Here is an 18,795-nt window from a genome sequence, read left to right as displayed (position 1 = left end):
GGATAAGGGATGGGAGGCGCTCCTATGGGCTTTTCCGTGAGCGATATGACTTTGCGCTCGCATCTCGCGGTCACGGCGTATCTCGTCATCGGGCCTCGTGATACGAAGGGGCGGCGTGTCGGCGAGATCGTCAAGGCTGCGGTGTGCGCGGGCTTCACAGCGGTGCAGCTTCGCGCGAAGGAGGAGAGCGCACGCGAGCAGATCGCGCTGCTCGGCGAGGCGGCGCGGGCGATCGAGGCGGCCGGCGCGGCAGCAAGCGTGCCGCTTCTCGTCGACGATCGGCTCGACGTCGCGCTCGCGGCGCGCGAGATGGGCGTTGCCGTCGCGGGCGTGCATGTGGGGCAGAAGGACGTGCCCGCGCACATTTGCCGCCGCCTTCTCGGGGAAGCGGCGATCGTCGGCCTGTCGGCGCATCCGCAGGATCTGCCTCGGCTTGCGCCTGAGGATCTGGCGGCTGCCGACTACATCGGCACGGGTCCCTTGCACGCGACAGCGTCAAAGCCCGACGCCGGCATCGAGGCGGACGGCAGCTTCCGCACGCGCAGCCTGGCGGAAATCGCCGCCTTCGCCCAAAAGAGCCCTGTGCCCGTGATCGTCGGCGGCGGCGTCAAGGCGGCGGATCTTCCCGCCATCAAGGCGACGGGCGCCGCCGGCTTCTTCGTGATCTCCGCCGTCGCAGCGGCGGCAGATGCAGAAGGTGCGGCGCGGGAGATGGTCGCGCGGTGGAGGGATGAGGTGATTTTTTGAGCCTGGTGTAAACTACACGCACAAACGTCCACTTTGTGGATATTGTGCGCCGCCCTTAATGAAAGTTTACCAATCCGTCTGCGCCCTTCGGGCTTGACCTCTTGGACGCTCATAGTAAACTCGGTAGAGGCCTGCAAAGAGGCAGGGAGATCTGTATCTTATAGACGACGCTTTATTTCTTAAAGGCTATTGACAGCATTTCTGCTTCATGATATACTTCATTACGGTGAAGTTCGAGATTTGCGGGAAAATGCCATGAGTTTTAGGTTTTCTTCGTGGATAAAAGTTTCCTTGGTATTGCTGGCTTCGCACCCCTTTTGAGCCGCTTTTTGCGACAAAAAATTCCCTGCGGTTTGGGGAGAAGCGCAAACAGGGAGGGAGTATTAGAAAACCACCTTTTGGGTTCACTGTTTCCAAGGGCTTCGGGAGACAGTATTGCATGCAATCCATACCGCTTGCGGTATTAAAACAAAAGGAGAGAGTCTTGCGACTCTCTCCTTTTGCGATCTATTTTCTTTTGACTTCCTTGCGGAAATTACCAGAACATCTGCACGCGCGTGTAGAAGGTCTTCGCGCTGTGGTCGCTTCCGAGCGACGTGCCGTGGAAGTAGGCCATGTCGATGTTCGTGTTCTTCATCGGCGCGTAGCTTGCGCCGATGACCCAGCCTTTCGTGCCGTACTCGCCGCCCGCCACGGGGATCTTGTAGGTCTGGCGGTGCAGCTCGTAGGTTGGCATGAGCGTGCTGTAGCCGCCGAGGTGGCGATAGGCGAGGTACATGCCCCACGAGCCGGGGTTCGCGACGTTCGAGCCTTTGTAGTTGAGCTGAACGTCTGCCGACTGGTTGTAGTTGTCCGCTTCGAGATTCCTCGCGTAGTGCGCGGAGAGGGCGACATCCTTCGTAAACTTGTATTTGCCGCCGACGGAGAGGATGCCCGCCTTGTCCGTCACGGCGCCGTCGCGATAGGCGGGCAGGAACTGGAACACGTCCGAATCATAGTGGCGGTAGGCGACGCCCGCCTGCAGTTTTCCCGTCGCATGGTCGACGCCGATGCCGTAGTGATTTGCCGTGTAGTCCGAGGCTGTGCGGCCGCCGAGCTTGTCCTTGCCGGAGACGTTGAGGGCGGCGTTCCCCATGTTCCAGCGTCCGCCTTCGACCATGATCTTCGTCTTTGTGCCGTAGGTCAAGATCGCGCCCGAGAACCACGAGTCGGCGACGAGGCCGTCGTCGGAGTACGACCAGAAGTGCGACATCTTGCCCGCTTGGATGCGCAGATTGCCGTAGTTGCCGTCGGCGTAGAGGTAGCTCAGGGCGACGTTGCTCGCCTGATCTTCTGAGAGCTTCACCGATCCGGTCAGACGCGCGCGCACCTTCCAATGATCGTTGACGGTGGCGACGGGCAGGAGGCGCAGCTGCAGCGTGTTGACCGAGTGCTTGTCGGTCGCGCCTGCGGCATTTTCGTCGCGGTGCGAGAGGTGGACGTAGCGAAGCTCGCCCTCCCACTTCACGTTGTCCACCTTTTGCTCAAGATTTTCGACGCGAACGCCGAGGTTGCCCAGCTCTTCAGCAAATTCTGCGGCGAGGCGGTCGATCATGGCCTTCTGCTGTGCATTGACTTGATCTTCCTTCGCCATGGCTTTGGCGACCATCTGCGCCATCTCGTAGCGCGTGATTTCGTTCTGGCCGCGGTAGGTGCCGTCGCCGTACCCTTCGATGACGCCGTCGTCGGCAAGCTGTGCGACAGCGTCATACGCCCAGTGATCGGCGGGCACGTCGCTGAAGGGGTTCGCCGCTGCAGAGGCGAGGGCGGAGGAGGTGAGGAGGGCGGCGCTGAGAGCCGCGCCGCATATATATTTTTTCATGAACGACAACCTTTCATTTTCTTTTTGCTTTCGGGTCATTCGACCGTGATGTCTTTCGTCAGCAGATAGTAGTCGAGCGGGAAGATCTTGACGTTCTTGACGTTCGACTTGCCCACGACGGTCGTCGTCGGCACGATGAGGTAGATCGAGGGCTGATCTTCCATGATCTGCTGCGCCGCCTTCATGACGAGGGCGTCTTTCTGTGCGGGGTCGAGCGCCGTGGCCATCTCGTCTATGATGGCGTCGAAGGCGGGACTGGCGTAACGGCTGTGGTTCGTGTTTTTGCCGCTCTTCGAGTAGAGCATGCCGCGCAGCCACGGGTACGGATCGTTCGTCGTCGCGACGGACCAATCTTCTTCGAGCAGGTCGAAGCCGCCGACTTCATCGACCTTGTCCGGCTCCTGCACATGAACCATCTTCACATCAATGCCGCCGGCACGAAGCTGCGACTCGATGGCTTCATAGAGCGTCGTCTTCGTGCCCCAGGTTGCGAAGCGCAGCGTCAGGGGCTTGCCGTCCTTTTCGTACATGCCCTGCGCGTTCTTCTTCCAGCCTGCCGCCGCAAAGAGCGCCTCGGATTTCGCCGGATCGTAGGTGACCTTCTGTCCTGTGTGCCCGTAGGGGACGCTCGGCGGGAACGGCTCGCCCGCTGCTACGGAATTGCCGTAGGACTTGGCGAGAGCGTCGTTGTCGAGCATGTAGGCGAGCGCCTTTCTGAGGTTCTTGTCCGTGAAAATGCCATCGCCTTGGTATGGCGTGACCATGAAGACGCGCACGCCTGTCGTTTCGTAGATGGTATAATCGGGCTTGTCTGCAAAAAGGCTGCGGTTTGCTTCCGTCATGCGCTGCATGAGGTCGATCTCACCCGACTGCAGAGCCATGGCGCGCGAGGTGTCGTCCTCGAAGAGCTTGACCGTGACCGTGTCAAGCCCGGGCTTGCCGTCCCAATAGTGCTCGTTGCGCTTCATCTGGATCTCGGAGCCTTTCTTCCATTCCGTGATGGTATAAGGTCCCGTGAGAACGGGCGTGGAGGCGACCTTCGACATGTCCGCCTGCGTGTTGACGATGATGAAGAGCGGGTCGGAAAGCGCCGAGATCAAGGAGGCGTTGGGCTCTTCCGTCTCGATGACGATGTTTTCCCCGTCTACGCGGATTTCTTTCGCGTGCAGCGCTTTCTTCGCACGGTCGTTTTCCTGCATCGTGCGTTCGAGCGACGCCTTGACCAGCTCGGGCGTCATCGGCGTGCCGTCCTGGAACTTCACGTTCGGGCGGATGTGGAAGCGCCATGTCGTAGCGTTGATGTGCTCCCACTTGTCGGCGAGCTGCGGCACGAACTCCATGTGCTCGTTGACGGCGACGAGCGTCTCGCCCGCGCCGATGCGCGTCAGTGTCCAGCCGTCCCAGGCGTGCGCGGGGTCGAGCGTCTCGCCGAACCACCAAAGGGCGAGATTGAGGTGCCCTGCCTTGCTCTTCATGCCGCCCCCGCCGCAGCCTGTGAAGGCCAGTAGAGAGCAGATGAGGAAGATCGCGGTAAAGATACGTTTCATGAATAAACCTCCCCGTGGAAAATACAGCAGCATTTTCCTCAAATGAATCTCGGACGCTTCCGCGTCCGTCTCCTTGCAGGAACGGCTACAAGGAATTGCGTACAGCCCCTTACTCTTGGCCGCACGGTCTTGTCGTTCTGCGTCCCTGCGATTTATGATACAAGCGGACTGATGCCGCTTGGCAGACTTCGGTGAGATCGCGTGCCCTCAGCCGAGAAGCTCGCTTGCGTGCAGCAGCGCGAGCGTCGCTTCGTGCTTGGCGTGCGCGAGGTCTTTCGCCGCGAGCGTTTCGACGAAGCGGCCGTCCGCGAGCACATAGATGCGCTCTGCCACGTGCTGCACGGCGCCGAGTTCGTGGCCGACGAAGAGACCTGCGAAGTGAAAGCGCAGGCGGAGCGCGGCGATGAGGTCGAGGATTTCCTTCTGCGTGATGACGTCGAGTGCGCTCGTCGGCTCGTCGAAGAGCACGATGTCCGGCTCTTGGAGCAGCGTTCGCGCGATGATGACGCGCTGCAGCTCGCCGCCCGAAAGCTGGTGCGGCAGGGCCGCGAGGACGGCGGGCGCGAGATGCACCTCGGCGAGCATGGCGAGGATGCGTCTTTCGAGCGCGGCTTTCGTCTCGCCTGCCTTTTCGAGCGCCGTGCGGAAGAAGTCGCGCATCTGCATGCGCGGCGAAAAGGCCTCGCGCGGATCTTGAAAGACCATGCGCACGACGCCCCTTTTCTGCACCGTGCCTTCGTCGGGCAGCTCTGAACCTGCGATGATGCGAAAGAGCGTCGATTTTCCCGAGCCGCTTGCGCCGACGATGCCGCAGACTTCGCCGGGCGCGAGGCGAAGCGATACGCCGCGCAAGACTTCTTGCCTGCCGCGCGGCGTATCGAAGGACTTCTTTACGTCCGTGACCTCAAGGAGCGCGCGCATATCTTCGTGCACGGCGGGCATTTCGCCTTTCCTCTTTTCTGCCGTCATGACTTCACCTCCAAGATCGCCGCCAAGAGTTCCTTCGTGTAGGCTTCCTGCGGCGCTTCCATGACTTCCTGTGTCGGGCCGGTTTCTACGACGCGCCCGTCCTTCAAGATCAGCAGGCGGTCGCCGAGGTAGGCGCCCGCGCGGATGTTGTGCGTGACGAAGATGAGAGCCGCGCCGCGCGACTGGTGGAGCTTCATGCGGTCGAGGAATTCGAGCGAAGCGATGGGGTCGAGCGCACTCGTCGGCTCGTCGAGCAGGAGAAGCTTCGGCGAGAGCGTGAGCGTGATCGCCGTCGCCGTGCGCTGGCGCTCGCCGCCCGACAGTTGGAACGGGTAGGCGCTGAGCACGCGCTTCGGCTCGCTGAAGCCGACGGCTCTGAGGCGGTCTTCCATCAGGGCCGGCCACTCCTTCTTGAGAACGCCGTGTGTACGCAGAAAGTCCTCGTATTGGCGGCGCACGCGCAGGTTTTGGTTCAGGTAGTTGCCGGGATTCTGGAAGACCATGGCGAAGTCGCGCCCTGCCAGTTCCTTTTGCAGCGCGGCATTCTTCAAAAGCGGTGTGCCGTGGTAGAGGATGTCGCCCGCGATCGCCTTGCCCTCGTGCGGCAGAAGCCCGAGGATGGCGCGCAGGAGCGTCGATTTGCCCGAGCCGCTTGCACCGATGATGGAAAGCGCCTCGCCTGCCTCCAATGCGAGCGACACGTCGTCGAGGACGCGCTTTTTCGCCACATCAATGGAAAGATGATCGACGGCGAGGAAGGGCAGATGCGGCGAGGATTTCGCGCTGTGCGCGGCTATGTTCTTTTCGCTCATGATTTCTCCCCCCTCCTTTCCCAGCGCGGCTCGAAGATGTCGCGCAGTTCGTCGCCCATGAGGCTGAAGAGGATGACCGTGATGAAGATGGCAAGTCCGGGGAACATCAAGAGCCACGGCGCCGTCTGCATGTAGTCCTTCGATCCCATGAGGAGCATGCCCCATTCGGGCGTCGGCGGCTGGATGCCGATGCCGATGAGCGACAGTCCCGCGACGACGAGCACGATGTCGCTCAAGTGCTGGAAGAAGAAGACGAACATCTGCGGCACGACGTTCGGCAGCACATAGCGAAAGAGCCGCCGCGAAAACGGGATGCCCGACGCGTCAGCGTAGCGCACGTAAGGCTTCTCGCGCTCCGTGCGAACGATCGTGCGCACGATGCGTGCATACTCCGCCCACGTCGTGATGAAGACGGCGAGGATGACGTTGCCGACGTTCGGCCCCAGGAAGCCGAGGAGCGCGACGAGGAAGACGCGGCTCGGAAAGGCGAGGAAGAAGTCGACGATTCCCGTCGAGATGAGCTGCATGCGGCCGCGCGTCAGAGCCATCGCCGCGCCGACGCCGATGCCGAAGACGGCAGAGAGGATGCCGCTCACAAGGGACGCCGAAAGGCTCGCCTGACCGCCGACGAGGACGCGCGAGAGAAGGTCGCGCCCGAGCTGATCCGTACCGAGGATGTGCTCTGCCGACGGCGGCAGGAGGCGTGCGCCCATGTCGTTCGTATAGGCGTCGTAGGGAAGGAAGGGCGGCACGGCGAACATCGCGGCGATCCACAGGAGAAGGAGCGCTGCGAGCACGCAGAAGAGCGGGTCGCGCCTCATGCGCGAGAAGAAGAGTCCCATGTCAGCCCACCTCCTGTTCGCGCACCTTGGGATTGAGCCACAGGCAGAGGATGTCCGCCGCGAGGTTGACGAGGATGAAGATGCCCGCGCCCCAGAGGACGTAGGCCTGCATGAGCGTGAAGTCGTTGTTCTTTATGGCCTCGACCATCAGAAATCCCATGCCGCGCCAGCCGAAGATCGCCTCGATGACGACCGTACCGCCCAAGAGGCTGCCAAAGGACAGGCCGAACATCGTGATGATGTTCGGCAGCGCGTTCGGCATGATGTAGCGCCAGAGGATGCGCGAATCGGAAAGCCCGAGGGCGCGCGCGCCCGTCACATAGTCCTTTTGATGCTCTTCGAGGAGCGCACCGCGCAGGCGGCGCACATACAGCCCCATGTAGTAGAAGGAGAGTACGAGAGACGGCAGAATCAGCCCCGTGAGTCCCGTCGTATGGATTGGTATCAGGGACAGCTTGACCGAGAAGATGTAGATGAAGATCAAAGACAGCCAGATCGTTGGTATCGTGATACCAAAGAACGAGCCGAAGCGAATGATGAGATCGAGCGGCCGCGCATAGAAGCGAAATGCGAGAACTGCGAGCGGCACGGAGATGAGGATTGAAAGCCCCATCGCCGAAATCGCCAGAAGAATCGTGTTTGGTATCGCGTCCTTTAAGAGTGTCGCCACGGGCATGGAGAAGAGTAGCGAGTAGCCGAGATCGCCCGTGAGGAGGTCGCGCAGCCATACGAAATACTGCACCCAGATCGGCTCGTCGAGTCCGTAGCGCACGCGCACCTCCGCGATCAGCTCGGGCGTCGGGATGATTCCCGAGCGAATCATGTAGAGCTTCACGGGATCGGAGTCCGACGTGTGCATGAGGATGAAGGTGATGACCGAGAGCAAAAAGAGGATGACGAGCATCATCAAGAGACGACGCAGGAGGATTTGTGCCATAGATCTTTCCTTTCTGTTCGATTGCGCTGCCTTACGGCCGCTTGGCGAAAAGCCATGCAGCAAGGCTTACGGCGAGGACAAGAAGCCAGGCAAGGGCGCCGCCCGTGTTGCCGAGGAAGGTGTCCGAGAGCGGTGCCGTCATGCCGATGAGGGAAAGCCCCGCGAGGAGCGCCGGCAGTTTCCAAACGGACGCCATGAGGGAGCGGCCTCTTCCGTCGGCAAAGACGGGACGGCGCTCCTTCTGCCTGTGGCAGCGACGCCACCAGCCGAGGAAGCCCGTGACAATGACGGTGATTGTCAAAATGTCGAGCAGCGCCCAAAAGAGCTTCAAGAGAATCGTCGAATGGTTGTGGATGTGAAGGTCGAGCAGCGAGGCGCAGACGGCCAAGTAGCGCGGCAGCGGCTCTGTGAAGTGCAGGAGCTCGCCGTCTGCCGTGCGGGAAAAGAGCACCTTCTGCCCCATGAACATCGCGGGGTGTGCCACATCCGTCAGGTAGAGCGTCGCGGGGAGCTTGCCCGTCGCGGCCTCCATGCTCAGGACGTCCTGCCCGGGGAAGGCTTCTTTCGCATAGGCGAGCATATCCTCGTAGCGGACACTTGCAGCATCCCCCTGCGGCGCGTGGGCGTCGACATCCGCGAGGTAAGCGCCGTAGCCCACGGAGAAGATGACGATGGCGACGCCGCTCAAGGTCAGAAGCCCCGCCCAGACCGCCGTGACGACGCCGAGGAAGTTGTGCCAGTCGAAGGAACTGCCCGCCGAGACGCCGCCGCGCGTGCCGCCGAAAAGACGGCGGCGCATGAACGTCGGGTAGAGCAGCAGTCCGCCGAGAATGGAGAGGAAGCTGAGGAAACACATAATGCCGAGGAAGATCATACCGCCCTGCCCCATGGCGAGCCGCAGGTGCAGGATGTGCAGCGTGTGCATGAGGCTCGCGACGGCAGGCGACTTCACCGCGCCGCTGCGCCACGGAACGGCCTGTTCCGTCATGGGCGAATAGGCGATCTGCGTGCCGCCCATGCTCATGCGCCCCGTGCGCCCGTGGCTGTCCTTGGCGGCGATTCGGTAGAGCAGAAGACCGTGCTCGGGCATGGCGGAGATGGCCTGCACCTTCTTGTCGGGATTCTCTTCCAGAACCTTGTCGAGTCCGGCGGAAGTTCCCTGCCAGAGCGCATGGTAGGAGGAGGATTCCGCATGGGGCAGAGGCTCGACACGGTTCCATTGCGTGATCTCCTCCTTGAAGAGAAGAGGCAGCCCCGTGAGGCAAAGCAGGAGGAAAAATGCTGCACAGATAGCGCTGATCCAGCGGTGCAGACGATAGAGGAGTAACATGAAAAAGAGTCCTTTCTTGCAAAGTGGTCCTGCGTCGGCTGGCCTCATGTGGGCTCGGGCTGAAATACCATAGAAGGAAAGCCCTGTCTTTCACGGGCTTCCCTCCCAGTTGAGAATCCGTTTGCCGCAGTTCACCAAAGCCCCAAGACTTTCCACCAAGCTGCGCCGATCGTCAGGTAAATCAGTGTCGTTATGGTCGTCATGATGAAGCCGTTCTTCCACCATTCGCCCTGCGAGACGTAGTCACCGCCAAAGTAGATGGGGGCGCAGCCGTTGCCGTAGTGCGTGAGGGAAATCGGTACATCGGCGAAAATGCCGAAGACGATGGCGACCAGGAGCGGCGGTGCGCCGACGGTGACGCTGACAGCGATGAACGCCGCATAGAGCGCACTGATGCGCGCCGTGACGCTGGCAAACGCATAGTGGATGTAAGTGTAGAAGAGCAGGATGATGAGGCAGGAGATGACCCAGTCAAAACCGAGCGAGGAAATCGCCGCGCCGGCGCCGTTGGCAATCCAAGTGATGATGCCGGATTTTGCGAGGGCCGAGGCGAGCGTCATTAAGGAACCCATCCAGAACATCGCATCCCACGCGCCCTTTTCCTTGATGACATCCTGCCAGTTGATGATGTCGAGCATGAGCATGAGGCAGACCGCGCCCATGGCGACGGGCGTCGCGTCGATGCCCGTGAGTCCCGAGCTTGCCCAGAGCGCGAGGGAGACGACGAAGATGACCGACAGTCCTTTCTCGGCAAGGCTCATTGGTCCCATCTCGGACAATTCGCGCTGCGCCAGTCCCTTAGCGTCGGGAATGTGCACGAGTTCGGGTGGAGAGAGCTTCATCATGACATAGGGAACGAGCAGGAGCGCGATGAGTCCCGGCACGATGGCAGCGCTCGCCCAGCCCATCCATGTGACCTGGACGCCCAGCGTCTTTTCGGCGAGCGCCACGCAGAGCGGGTTGCCTGCCATCGAGGTCACGAACATCGTGCAGGTCACGGCGTCCGTATGGTAGCCTACCTGCATGAGATAAGTGCCGATGCGCCGCGCACTCTCGCCGGGCTTCGAGCCGAGAGCTTCTGCCAAGGAGCGCACGATCGGATAGAGGATGCCGCCGCCGCGTGCCGTGGCCGAGGGTGTCGCGGGCGAAATCACAAGTTCGCTCAGAGCGATGGCGTAGCCGAGCGACAGCGCACTCTTACCGATCGCCTCGATGATGCGGAAGGCGATGCGCTTGCCGAGTCCGCTCTTGATAAAGCCGCGCGAATAGAGGAAGGCGCAGACGATCAGCCAGATCGTGCTGTTGCCGTAGCCCGCAAGGGCGTCCGAGGTCTTCAAAAGCCCCGCCCAGACGGAAAAGGAAATCGCGATGAAAGCCACCGCGCCGATGGGCAGCGGATGCAGGATAAAGCCGAGCACCGTCGCGACAAAGACCGCGAGCAAATGCCAGGCGAGCGGCGTGACGCCGTCAGGAATCGGCAGGAACCACAGGACGATTCCGACGCCGATCGTGAGGAGAGCGTTTCTTCTGTTAGCGTTCATGTTTTCACCCCATCTGAAGATATGAGTTCTCAGCCGCAGTCCCCATTTGCTGAAAGCATTTTTCTGCGGCATCTGTGGAAGCGATGGACGCACAAGGCATACGGCTGGACGTTTGCGAAGAGCAACACGCTTTGTGTCCTCTCGTTCGCAAAATAAATGCAGCCTCTTTTCCTGCAAAGGAAAGAGAGGCTGCAAAATATCCTTGCCTTGCCGCGTATCGTGCTGTATATGCGCACGAAACCATCGCTGGAACAGCATCCAAAAGACGCGAACCAATCGCAAGGCGCAGATCCCCTCCCCATCGCTCGCAGGTCAGACGGTGATCGTCGATCAGGCAGTTCTCCTGGCTCCAGTTCATCGCTCCTCTGCGCCTTCCCGGGTTTCCCCAGTGACGTTTCTTGCAGATTCGCTCGCTGTTACAGTGGCGGGACCGCGCCGGCTCTTCCGGCTTCTCTATTGAGTCTTGCGACACCTGATCCGTCAATATGCTGTTTGTCGTGATGATGGCTTCCAAGAGGAAGAATATCATTGCTTTCGGTTATTGTCAAGAGATGGCGGCAGGCGTATCACAGTCATCGTCGGATTCCATCTTTTCACGCCGAAACTGTTTTGGAGTGCAAAATGGTCATTGTTTATATGCCATCGTAGATGGACGAAGGGATTATCTGAACTTGATCTGACGCATCGCCGGTCAGCCGTTCTCGCTGCCCGAGGGAAGATAGCTCTTCAATACTGCTGCATCTCATTCAAAAGTGCGAGCTTCATCTCGTAGTAGGCGGGGCTCATGTCGAGGTAGTGCGTGTGCGGGTTTTCGAAGCGCTGCTCCTCCTGCCAGATCTCGCGGTCGAGCTGCGCCTTGACGTAGGCGCGGATCTCTTCGAGCGGGGGCTGCTTCGACACGAATTTGCCGTTCTTGATGACATCTTCCTGCAGCTCGCGCGCCGTGCAGTTCGTGAAGAAGCGGTGCTTCCACGGCTTCTTGGGGTCGATGTAGCGATAGGGCTTCGTCATGTCGGGCGTTTCGTCGGCGAGCGTCAGGAGGTCGGCGATGGCGTGGCCTTCGGCGTCGTAGATGCGGTAGACCTTTTTCCTGCCGGGGTTCGTGATCTTCTCGACCGTTTCGGAGACTTTGATTTTCGCGAGAATCTCGCCGTCCTTTTCGACGGCGGCGAGCTTGTAGACCGCGCCGAAGACCGGCTCGCTCTTCGACGTGATCAGGCGTTCGCCCACGCCGAAGCCGTCGATCTTGCCGCCCTGCGCGTTGAGGATCGAGGAGATCGTATACTCGTCGAGGCTGTTCGAGGCGATGATCTTGCAGTCGGAAAGCCCCGCCGCGTCGAGCATGGTGCGCACGCGCTTGGAGAGGTAGGCGAGGTCGCCCGAGTCGATGCGCACGCCCTTGAGCCTTTTGCCCAGCGGATCGAGCACGTCCTTGGCGGCGCGAATGGCGTTCGGAATGCCCGAGTGTATGACGTCGTAGGTATCGACGAGGAAGACGGCATTGTCGGGGTACGTCTCGGCATACTTCTTGAATGCCGTGTATTCGTCGTCATAGTACATGACCCAGCTGTGCGCCATCGTGCCGCTGACGGGGATGCCGAAGAGCTGACCCGCGAGCACCGTCGCCGTCGAGGCCGCGCCGCCGATGTAGGCGGCGCGTGCGCCGTAGACGGCGGCGTCGACGTTGTGTGCGCGGCGTGCGCCGAAGTCGGAAACGATGCGCCCGCCTGCCGCTCGCACGATGCGGCGCGTCTTCGTCGCGATGAGCGACTGGTGGTTGATCTCGGCGAGGAGCGCCGTCTCGACGAGCTGCGCGTCGATGATGGGCGCGGTCACGGTGAGGATCGGCTCTTCGGGGTACATGATCGTGCCCTCGCGAAACGCGCGGATGTCGCCTGTGAAGCGGTAGTGCGCGAGGTAGTCGAGGAAGTCCTCGTCGAAGAGCGAGAGCGAGCGCAGATACTCGATGTCATCCGGCGAGAAGTGCATCGCCTCGATGTACTCGACGATCTGCTCAAGCCCCGCGAAGATGGAAAAGCCGCCGCCGTCGGGGTGGCGGCGGAAGAAGACGTCGAAGGAGGCGCGTGCTTTTCTAGCCTCCTCGCCCTCGCGGAAATAGCCGTAGGCCATCGTCAGCTCATAGAGATCCATCATCATCGTGATGTTGCGCGATTCAAACTGTGCCATCGAGATCGTCCTTTCTGGCGGCCGCCGCAAAAGCGGCAATCGGTCGTCCCCCGTCAATGGAAAATGTATGTTCGTCTGCTTCCTTGGGCAAAAATCCCTGCGTCTTGTTATCGTCAAAGAGGCTAGGCTTCTTAAAAGCGCAGCGCTACTCCTCGTCTTCAAGGAACTTGCCGAGCACGTAGAACGTGCCGTGTCCCTTGGCGTAGATCTTGCCGTCCTCGTCCTTGATCTCGCTCTCCAAGGTCATCGCGTGCTTGCCGTCGTGCAGACAGACGCCCGTCGCGATGATCGTCTTGGCGAGCGGCACGGCATGCATGAAGTCCATCGAGAGCGACATCGTCACGACCTTCTTGTTTCGCGCGAGCGCGGCCGCGCCCATCGCCGTGTCGGCGAGCGTCATCAGAACGCCGCCGTGCACGATGTTGTAGAGGTTCGTATGCTCGGGCTCGATCGTCAGACGAAGCTCGACTGCGCCGTCCGGCTTCGGCACGACGGCGGCATGCAGGTATTCGATGAACGGATTGAGATGGTAGAAGCGGATGATTTCCTGCTGTCTTTGGGTCAAAGGGAAGTCCATGGGATACCTCCTTATTCTTGCGAATGTTCCTGCGGCATTCTCCTGTGCAGGCGCTCTTTCGGCGCAGGCCGCGTCACGAGGAACGCCGTCGCATACGCCGTGATGGGAATGGCGAAGAGCAATCCGATGCTGCCGATGAGCGAGCGCACGATCTCGGTTGCGATCATGTCGAGGTTCGCGACGTGCACGAAGGAGAGGTTTGGCTGCGAGAAGAGCAGCAGCATTAAAGGCAGTGCGCCGCCGATATAGGCGAGCACGAGCGTGTTCGCCATCGTGCCCATGACGTCGCGGCCGACGGCGAGTCCCGAAGCGACGAGCACGGTGAACGATGTCTTGGGCGCGAGGTTTTTCATCTCGCACTGCGCGGACGCGATGGAAACGGCGACGTCCATGACCGCGCCGAGTGCGCCGAGGACGATGCCCGAAAAGAGCAGTTCGCGAAAATCGACATCCTTCAGATACAATACCTTGAGCATGCCTGCGTGCTCCTCGGCAATTCCCGTCAGGTAGGTGAAGTGGATGGCGAGGAGAGCGAGCAGGCCTGCGACGAAGATGCCGCCGATCGTGCCGACGATCGCGCCCGCCGACTTCATATTGCAGCCGTTGACGACGAGCTGGGTGCTGAGCGTGATGAGAGAGCCAATGAGGAACGTCCACAAGAGGATGTGCGTCGGCGAGAAGAGGATCAGCGATATGAGCCCCTTGGCGATGAGGAAGACGGCGAAGAGCAGCACGAGAAGAGCCTTGAGCCCCGTTATGCCGCCGAAGAGGATGAGGACGAGCGCGAAGCCGAAGAGCAGCCACAGCACGCCGGGCAGACGGTCGTAGTCGACGATGGCATAGGAGCCGTGTTCCTCGCGCACGAGGATATTCTCGCCCTCCTTCGGATGGATGTCAAAGGCCGGATTGTTGAGCGTGCGGTGGACGATGCGCGCCTCCTCGCCCTCGTTGGGTCCGGATTCGAGACGGATCGTCACATAATATTTCTCGCTGCCCGGCGCGAACTTCTCCATATCGTTCGCGCTCTCCTCGACGGCGAGAATCTGTGCCTTGCACGTCGGCGGATCGTCCCCCTCGCCGCCCGGCAGGTGGAAAAGCCCGTAGAGAGCGAGGGCAATGAGAAAGCAAAAGGAAAGGAATGCGCCCAAACGGCGCGGTTGCGGCTGGATTTTCATAGTGGTCTCCTAAGGTGGTTTATTGCGCGTTATTGTGCCCAGTTTTCTATTGGTAAATCCGGCACGCGAGCAAATTCTCGTACATTATTCGTGACCAAGATCAACTTTTCTGCGCGTGCGTGTGCAGCAATCAACATATCCATTGTTCCAATCGGAGTGCCTTTCTTTTGCAGTGCAGCACAAATGTTGCCGTATTCCCTTGCTGCTACAGCATCAAACGGTAAAATTTGCAAAATGATTAAAAATTGCAGCAGAGCGGCAGCGTTTCTTTCCGGATAGGCACTTTTGCAGACACCATGTTCCAATTCCGCCAATGTGACCGATGATATGGAAATTCCTTCAGAAACATGTGATCGAAGGCGTTGCAGTACCTGCGTCGGTTGGTTTTTTATTGCATAGATGCAGATGTTGGTATCTAGCATATATCTCATAGGACTTCCCTCGGTGAAATGATTTCTACATCTCTGCCATGTTCAAAGAAATCCTCGGAGAAGCTGTGAATACCATTGAGAAAAGTTTTCCAGACATCATTCTTTGGGACAAGGAGAACAGCCTCACCGAGCTGTTGAATGAATACTTCATCGCCACTGAAACGGAATCTTGGGGGTAAGCGAACGGCTTGGTTTTGCCCATTTCGGAATAATTTTGCTGTTTCCATAGAAAACACCTCCTGTATAGTGATGATACCCTTCACGCAAACAGCCCGAGGACATACGCCCAAAGCCCCTCGATGCTCAGCCCTCTGCCGACGCTCTTTTCGGCGAGCAGCGGGATGCGCGTAAGCTCCTTGCCGCCGTGGGAGACGACGAGATCGCCGACGCGGTCGCCCTCCTTGACTCCGGCGGCGATGACGCGCGGCAGGTCGTAGGTCAGGCGATAGTTTTCCTCGGCCTCGCCGTCGACGAGCGGCAGGCGCAGATCCTCCGTCGGATAGACGGCAAGGCGGCCTTCCTTGCCGCCCTTGACCCAAACCCTTCGCGCGAGATCCGTCTTCGTATAGGCGGGCGCGGCCTTCACGCGGCGAAAGCCCATGTCCAAGAGCTTTGCCGCATCAGAGAAGCGTGCCTCTTCGTCTGCCGCGCCGAGGACGACGGCGATCAGCTCGACGCCGCCGCGCCGCGCCGAGGCCGCGAGGCAGCCGCCCGCCGCATTCGTGTAGCCCGTCTTGATGCCCGTTGCGCCTTCGTACGTCGAGAGCAGGCGGTTCGTGTTCGCCATCCGGGCGCGTTTCTTCTCGGGCGTGACCCAGGTGATCTCACGCTCCTTCGTGCCGACGAAGGAGCGGAACTTCGGATTCTTCATGCCGTAGGCGGCGATGCGAGCGATGTCGTGCGCCGTCGAGACATGCGCGGGATCGGGCAGCCCGTTCGGATTGAGGAAATGCGTGTCCTTCGCGCCGATGGCCTTCGCCTTCTCATTCATGTGTGCGGCAAAGCTGCCGACAGAGCCGGCGAGGTCTTCGGCAATGGCGACAGAAGCGCCGTTGTCCGAGCGCAGCATCATCTCGGCGACGAGCTCCGCGAGGACGAAGCGATCGCCTGCGCCGACCTCCGTATCTTCCGTTTCTGCTGCCGTGCGGCTCACGGTGAGGATGGACGAGAGATCTCCCTCCTCGATGGCGAGCACGCATGTCATCATCTTCGTCGTGCTCGCGGGAAAGCGCGGCACATCCGCCGCCTTCTCGTAGAGCACACGCCCCGTCGAGGCCTCGATGAGAATCGCCGAGGCCGCCGTGATCTGTATGTTTTCCGCCGCGCCCGCCCTCGCTGTGAGAAGCAGGAGGACGAGCACGCAGAGGGAAAGGATTCGCTGGAAATGCAAGAAAAAGCCTCCTGTCGTGATTGCTTTCCCTATTATAGCACACGGCGAGAAAAAAAGGACCGCCTCATGCAGCGGATTCGACGCATGAGACGGTTCTTTTGCTTTGCAATCCGTCCGTCGCACGAATTTTCCTGGCAGCTTGCAAAGGGTGCGCTTTGTGGTTATGATAAGGATGAGAAGGTGCATAAAGATGCTCCATCGGGTGAAGGAGGCAGAATCATCATGAAAAAAGCGATTGTCGTCGTCGATATGCAGAAGGATTTTATCGACGGCGCATTGGGGACGAAGGAGGCGCAGGCGATGCTGCCGCGCATGGAGGCGAAGCTGGTGGCGGCGCGTGCGGCGGGGACGGCGCTCGTCTTTACGATGGACACGCACGGCGAGGACTATCTGGCAACGCAGGAGGGGAAGCGGCTTCCCGTGCCGCATTGCATTCGCGGCACGAAAGGCTGGGAAATTGCCGCATCCCTGCAGCCGTTCGTTCAGGCGGCGGCAGCCGTCGTCGAGAAGCCCTCCTTCGGCTCGACAGAACTGCCCGCCGTGCTCGCAGGCTATGACGAGATCGAGCTTGTCGGCCTTTGCACCGATATATGCGTCATTTCCAATGCCCTGCTGCTCAAGGCGTTCTATCCCGAAAAGCGCATATCGGTCGACGCCTCCTGCTGTGCGGGCGTGACGGTTGAGAGCCACGAGGACGCACTGCGTGCGATGAAGATGTGCCAAGTCGACGTGAAGTGAAGGCGGCTCTGCGAAATGTGGCTGGCGGATGTCGGACTGCAATTCTTGAAGCGCCGTTTGTGCGGGGAGGCGCTTCAAGAACCCTAGCAGGCCAGCACGTCTGTGCTGTGGCGCATACGATAGGAATACCTGTTTTTCGAATGGAAATAGAAGGGAGGCGGCACGCCCCATGAAGCAGCGATTCACCTACGGCGTCGTGCATATCGGCTCTGTTCATACGAGTCTACTCATCGCATCATTCGCCGCGCTCGACGATGTCGAGATCATCGAGCGCGTGCGCAAGGAGACGCGGTTCGGCGAGGAGGTGTTCCGTCACGGGCGGCTCTCCTTTGACTCGATTCGCGAGCTTTGCCGCATCCTTGCAGGCTTTCGCCGGCTTCTCGCCGACTACGGCGTGGCGCAGGTCTTCGCCATCGGCACGTCCGTCCTGCGCGAGGCGGAAAATCGCCTCGGCATCCTCGACCAGATTCGCATTCGCACAGGCTTTACGGTTGAAGTCGCCGACATGACGCAGGAGATCTACTACAAGTTCTTTGCCCTGAGTCACGAGCTTTTGGAGAATGCGGAGAACTTCGGCGAAAAGCCCGTGCTGCTCATGGACATCACGTCGAGCGGACTCGGCCTCACGGGCTGGCAGGGGGGCAGGCTGCTCTTTCAGCAGAACGTCGCGAGCGGCAGCCTGAGCATCCTTGAGCATTTCAGCGAGAAGGAACACGAGAGCCTGATCTTTCCCTCTGCCGTGCGCGACTACATCCACGCGACGCTCTCGCCGCTCTGGCCGAGCATCGAGCATCATGCGATTCGCCATCTCGTGCTCTCGGGACTCGAAGCGCGCACCGTCGCCGCGCTCCTCGCGCCGGGCGCGAAAGGCGCGTATACGTTCGTAGAGGGCGAGGACTTCCTGCGCTTCCTCGACTCCTTCGCGGGGCTGACGCCGCAGAAGCTCATGACGCGCTGCGCCGTCACCGAGAGCCGCGCCCATCTCCTCATGCCGACACTGCTCCTCTACGGCGAAGTCGTGCGTGCGACGCGCGTCAAGGGCATGTTCCTCATGGGCACGACATTTCTCATGAGCTACAGCGTCTATCGCGGCGCACAGCTGGCGGAACTTTCGTGCCTCGCCGAGCAGGAAGAGCGCACCGTGCAGCTCGCACGCACGACGGCGGAGAAATACGGCTCGACGAGAGAGCACTGCGCGCGCGTCGAGCGAGCGGCCACGGAGATCTTTTGTGCCTTGGGCGGTGCACATGGGCTTTCCTCGCGCGCACTCTTGCTGCTCAGACTCAGCGCGATCCTGCACGAGACAGGCAAGTTCATCAACCTGCGCCACTACAGCCGCTATTCCTATCAAATCATCATGGGCACCGACTTCTTCGGCGTTTCCGAGGCGGAAAAGGAAATCGTCGCGAGCGTCGCCTACTACTACAACCGCGAGAACCCCGGCAGCAAGGATGAGCACTATGCGCGCCTTTCGCACGAGCAGCAGGTCACGATGCTCAAGCTCTGCGCTGTCCTGCGGCTTGCGGACGCGCTCGACCAAGGGCACAGCGGCAAGATAGCAAAACTCTCGGTCAAGCTCTCAAAGGAGGAGCTTTGCGTGCACTTCGAAGCGGAAGAGGACATCTCCTTGATTCGCTGGACATTCGCCCGCGCCGCCGCGCTCTTTCGTGAAATCTTCGGCATCGAGCCTGTCCTGTGCAAAGCGTGAGGA

17 protein-coding genes and 1 riboswitch are annotated in these 18,795 nt (G+C 60.4%); of the genes, 3 read left to right on the top strand and 14 right to left on the bottom strand.

The features are described from left to right. Positions 1 to 24 precede the first annotated feature (24 nt). On the top strand, positions 25 to 747 hold the full coding sequence (locus SELSP_RS10630) for a thiamine phosphate synthase (RefSeq protein WP_013741032.1): 723 nt from the start codon (positions 25 to 27) through the stop codon (positions 745 to 747). 535 nt (positions 748 to 1,282) lie between these two features. Here SELSP_RS10630 and SELSP_RS10625 read toward each other — a convergent pair. From SELSP_RS10625 to SELSP_RS10560, 14 genes are all read right to left on the bottom strand, one after another. After that, positions 1,283 to 2,608: an S-layer homology domain-containing protein gene (locus SELSP_RS10625; RefSeq protein WP_013741031.1), complete on the bottom strand. Its 1,326-nt coding sequence runs from the start codon at positions 2,606 to 2,608 to the stop codon at positions 1,283 to 1,285. Positions 2,609 to 2,643: 35 nt separating this feature from the next. Further along, positions 2,644 to 4,155 (bottom strand): ABC transporter substrate-binding protein, encoded by a 1,512-nt coding sequence (locus SELSP_RS10620; RefSeq protein ID WP_013741030.1) that lies wholly within the window; start codon positions 4,153 to 4,155, stop codon positions 2,644 to 2,646. Positions 4,156 to 4,362: 207 nt separating this feature from the next. After that, positions 4,363 to 5,124: an ABC transporter ATP-binding protein gene (locus SELSP_RS10615; RefSeq protein WP_006193916.1), complete on the bottom strand. Its 762-nt coding sequence runs from the start codon at positions 5,122 to 5,124 to the stop codon at positions 4,363 to 4,365. After that, entirely contained in the window at positions 5,121 to 5,936 is an 816-nt protein-coding gene (locus SELSP_RS10610; protein ID WP_006193917.1) for an ATP-binding cassette domain-containing protein, read from the bottom strand. Before SELSP_RS10610 ends, SELSP_RS10615 begins: the two co-directional genes overlap by 4 nt. Beyond that, the gene (locus SELSP_RS10605) at positions 5,933 to 6,778 is read right to left on the bottom strand and encodes an ABC transporter permease (protein ID WP_006193918.1); all 846 of its coding nucleotides are present in this window, start codon (positions 6,776 to 6,778) and stop codon (positions 5,933 to 5,935) included. The genes SELSP_RS10610 and SELSP_RS10605 overlap by 4 nt, the downstream gene beginning before the upstream one ends. Position 6,779: 1 nt before the next feature. Beyond that, entirely contained in the window at positions 6,780 to 7,715 is a 936-nt protein-coding gene (locus SELSP_RS10600) for an ABC transporter permease (RefSeq protein WP_006193919.1), read from the bottom strand. Positions 7,716 to 7,746: 31 nt separating this feature from the next. Continuing rightward, positions 7,747 to 9,045 (bottom strand): PepSY-associated TM helix domain-containing protein, encoded by a 1,299-nt coding sequence (locus SELSP_RS10595; RefSeq protein ID WP_013741029.1) that lies wholly within the window; start codon positions 9,043 to 9,045, stop codon positions 7,747 to 7,749. 131 nt (positions 9,046 to 9,176) lie between these two features. Then, positions 9,177 to 10,586: a DASS family sodium-coupled anion symporter gene (locus SELSP_RS10590; RefSeq protein ID WP_037367928.1), complete on the bottom strand. Its 1,410-nt coding sequence runs from the start codon at positions 10,584 to 10,586 to the stop codon at positions 9,177 to 9,179. A gap of 316 nt (positions 10,587 to 10,902) precedes the next feature. Next, positions 10,903 to 11,077, bottom strand: a riboswitch (cobalamin riboswitch). Positions 11,078 to 11,312: 235 nt separating this feature from the next. Then, positions 11,313 to 12,773: a nicotinate phosphoribosyltransferase gene (locus SELSP_RS10585; RefSeq protein ID WP_006193923.1), complete on the bottom strand. Its 1,461-nt coding sequence runs from the start codon at positions 12,771 to 12,773 to the stop codon at positions 11,313 to 11,315. 145 nt (positions 12,774 to 12,918) lie between these two features. Continuing rightward, positions 12,919 to 13,350, bottom strand: coding sequence for a PaaI family thioesterase (locus tag SELSP_RS10580; RefSeq protein WP_006193924.1), 432 nt, complete (start codon positions 13,348 to 13,350; stop codon positions 12,919 to 12,921). An 11-nt stretch (positions 13,351 to 13,361) separates the two neighbouring features. Continuing rightward, positions 13,362 to 14,525, bottom strand: a complete 1,164-nt coding sequence (locus SELSP_RS10575) for a YibE/F family protein (RefSeq protein ID WP_006193925.1) — start codon at positions 14,523 to 14,525, stop codon at positions 13,362 to 13,364. 29 nt (positions 14,526 to 14,554) lie between these two features. Continuing rightward, on the bottom strand, positions 14,555 to 14,956 hold the full coding sequence (gene vapC, locus SELSP_RS10570; protein WP_006193926.1) for a type II toxin-antitoxin system tRNA(fMet)-specific endonuclease VapC: 402 nt from the start codon (positions 14,954 to 14,956) through the stop codon (positions 14,555 to 14,557). Beyond that, positions 14,953 to 15,183, bottom strand: coding sequence for a type II toxin-antitoxin system antitoxin VapB (vapB, locus tag SELSP_RS10565; protein WP_006193927.1), 231 nt, complete (start codon positions 15,181 to 15,183; stop codon positions 14,953 to 14,955). Before vapB ends, vapC begins: the two co-directional genes overlap by 4 nt. Positions 15,184 to 15,215: 32 nt before the next feature. Further along, complete coding sequence (locus SELSP_RS10560; protein ID WP_013741027.1) at positions 15,216 to 16,346, bottom strand: D-alanyl-D-alanine carboxypeptidase family protein; 1,131 nt, start codon at positions 16,344 to 16,346, stop codon at positions 15,216 to 15,218. Between the two features lie 222 nt (positions 16,347 to 16,568). Here SELSP_RS10560 and SELSP_RS10555 point away from each other — a divergent pair, with 222 nt between their 5' ends. Continuing rightward, a complete protein-coding gene (locus tag SELSP_RS10555) occupies positions 16,569 to 17,084 on the top strand; it encodes a cysteine hydrolase family protein (protein WP_006193929.1) in 516 nt (171 codons plus the stop codon). A 169-nt stretch (positions 17,085 to 17,253) separates the two neighbouring features. Beyond that, a complete protein-coding gene (locus SELSP_RS10550) occupies positions 17,254 to 18,792 on the top strand; it encodes a Ppx/GppA phosphatase family protein (protein ID WP_006193930.1) in 1,539 nt (512 codons plus the stop codon). The last annotated feature ends 3 nt before the right edge of the window (positions 18,793 to 18,795 follow it).

The sequence above is a fragment of the Selenomonas sputigena ATCC 35185 genome, assembly GCF_000208405.1.
Taxonomy (GTDB): Bacteria; Bacillota; Negativicutes; order Selenomonadales; family Selenomonadaceae; genus Selenomonas; species Selenomonas sputigena.
Note: the sequence above shows the minus strand (reverse complement) of the source record. Positions and strands in the feature narration are given on the sequence as shown.

Coding starts and splice junctions, on each gene's coding strand:
- SELSP_RS10605 (WP_006193918.1), bottom strand. CDS start 6,778: ATGGGACTCTTCTTCTCGCGCATGAGGCGCGACCCGCTCTTCTGCGTG.
- vapC (WP_006193926.1), bottom strand. CDS start 14,956: ATGAGATATATGCTAGATACCAACATCTGCATCTATGCAATAAAAAAC.
- SELSP_RS10630 (WP_013741032.1), top strand. CDS start 25: ATGGGCTTTTCCGTGAGCGATATGACTTTGCGCTCGCATCTCGCGGTC.
- vapB (WP_006193927.1), bottom strand. CDS start 15,183: ATGGAAACAGCAAAATTATTCCGAAATGGGCAAAACCAAGCCGTTCGC.
- SELSP_RS10555 (WP_006193929.1), top strand. CDS start 16,569: ATGAAAAAAGCGATTGTCGTCGTCGATATGCAGAAGGATTTTATCGAC.
- SELSP_RS10585 (WP_006193923.1), bottom strand. CDS start 12,773: ATGGCACAGTTTGAATCGCGCAACATCACGATGATGATGGATCTCTAT.
- SELSP_RS10620 (WP_013741030.1), bottom strand. CDS start 4,155: ATGAAACGTATCTTTACCGCGATCTTCCTCATCTGCTCTCTACTGGCC.
- SELSP_RS10600 (WP_006193919.1), bottom strand. CDS start 7,715: ATGGCACAAATCCTCCTGCGTCGTCTCTTGATGATGCTCGTCATCCTC.
- SELSP_RS10610 (WP_006193917.1), bottom strand. CDS start 5,936: ATGAGCGAAAAGAACATAGCCGCGCACAGCGCGAAATCCTCGCCGCAT.
- SELSP_RS10625 (WP_013741031.1), bottom strand. CDS start 2,608: ATGAAAAAATATATATGCGGCGCGGCTCTCAGCGCCGCCCTCCTCACC.
- SELSP_RS10595 (WP_013741029.1), bottom strand. CDS start 9,045: ATGTTACTCCTCTATCGTCTGCACCGCTGGATCAGCGCTATCTGTGCA.
- SELSP_RS10580 (WP_006193924.1), bottom strand. CDS start 13,350: ATGGACTTCCCTTTGACCCAAAGACAGCAGGAAATCATCCGCTTCTAC.
- SELSP_RS10615 (WP_006193916.1), bottom strand. CDS start 5,124: ATGACGGCAGAAAAGAGGAAAGGCGAAATGCCCGCCGTGCACGAAGAT.
- SELSP_RS10590 (WP_037367928.1), bottom strand. CDS start 10,586: ATGAACGCTAACAGAAGAAACGCTCTCCTCACGATCGGCGTCGGAATC.
- SELSP_RS10575 (WP_006193925.1), bottom strand. CDS start 14,525: ATGAAAATCCAGCCGCAACCGCGCCGTTTGGGCGCATTCCTTTCCTTT.
- SELSP_RS10550 (WP_006193930.1), top strand. CDS start 17,254: ATGAAGCAGCGATTCACCTACGGCGTCGTGCATATCGGCTCTGTTCAT.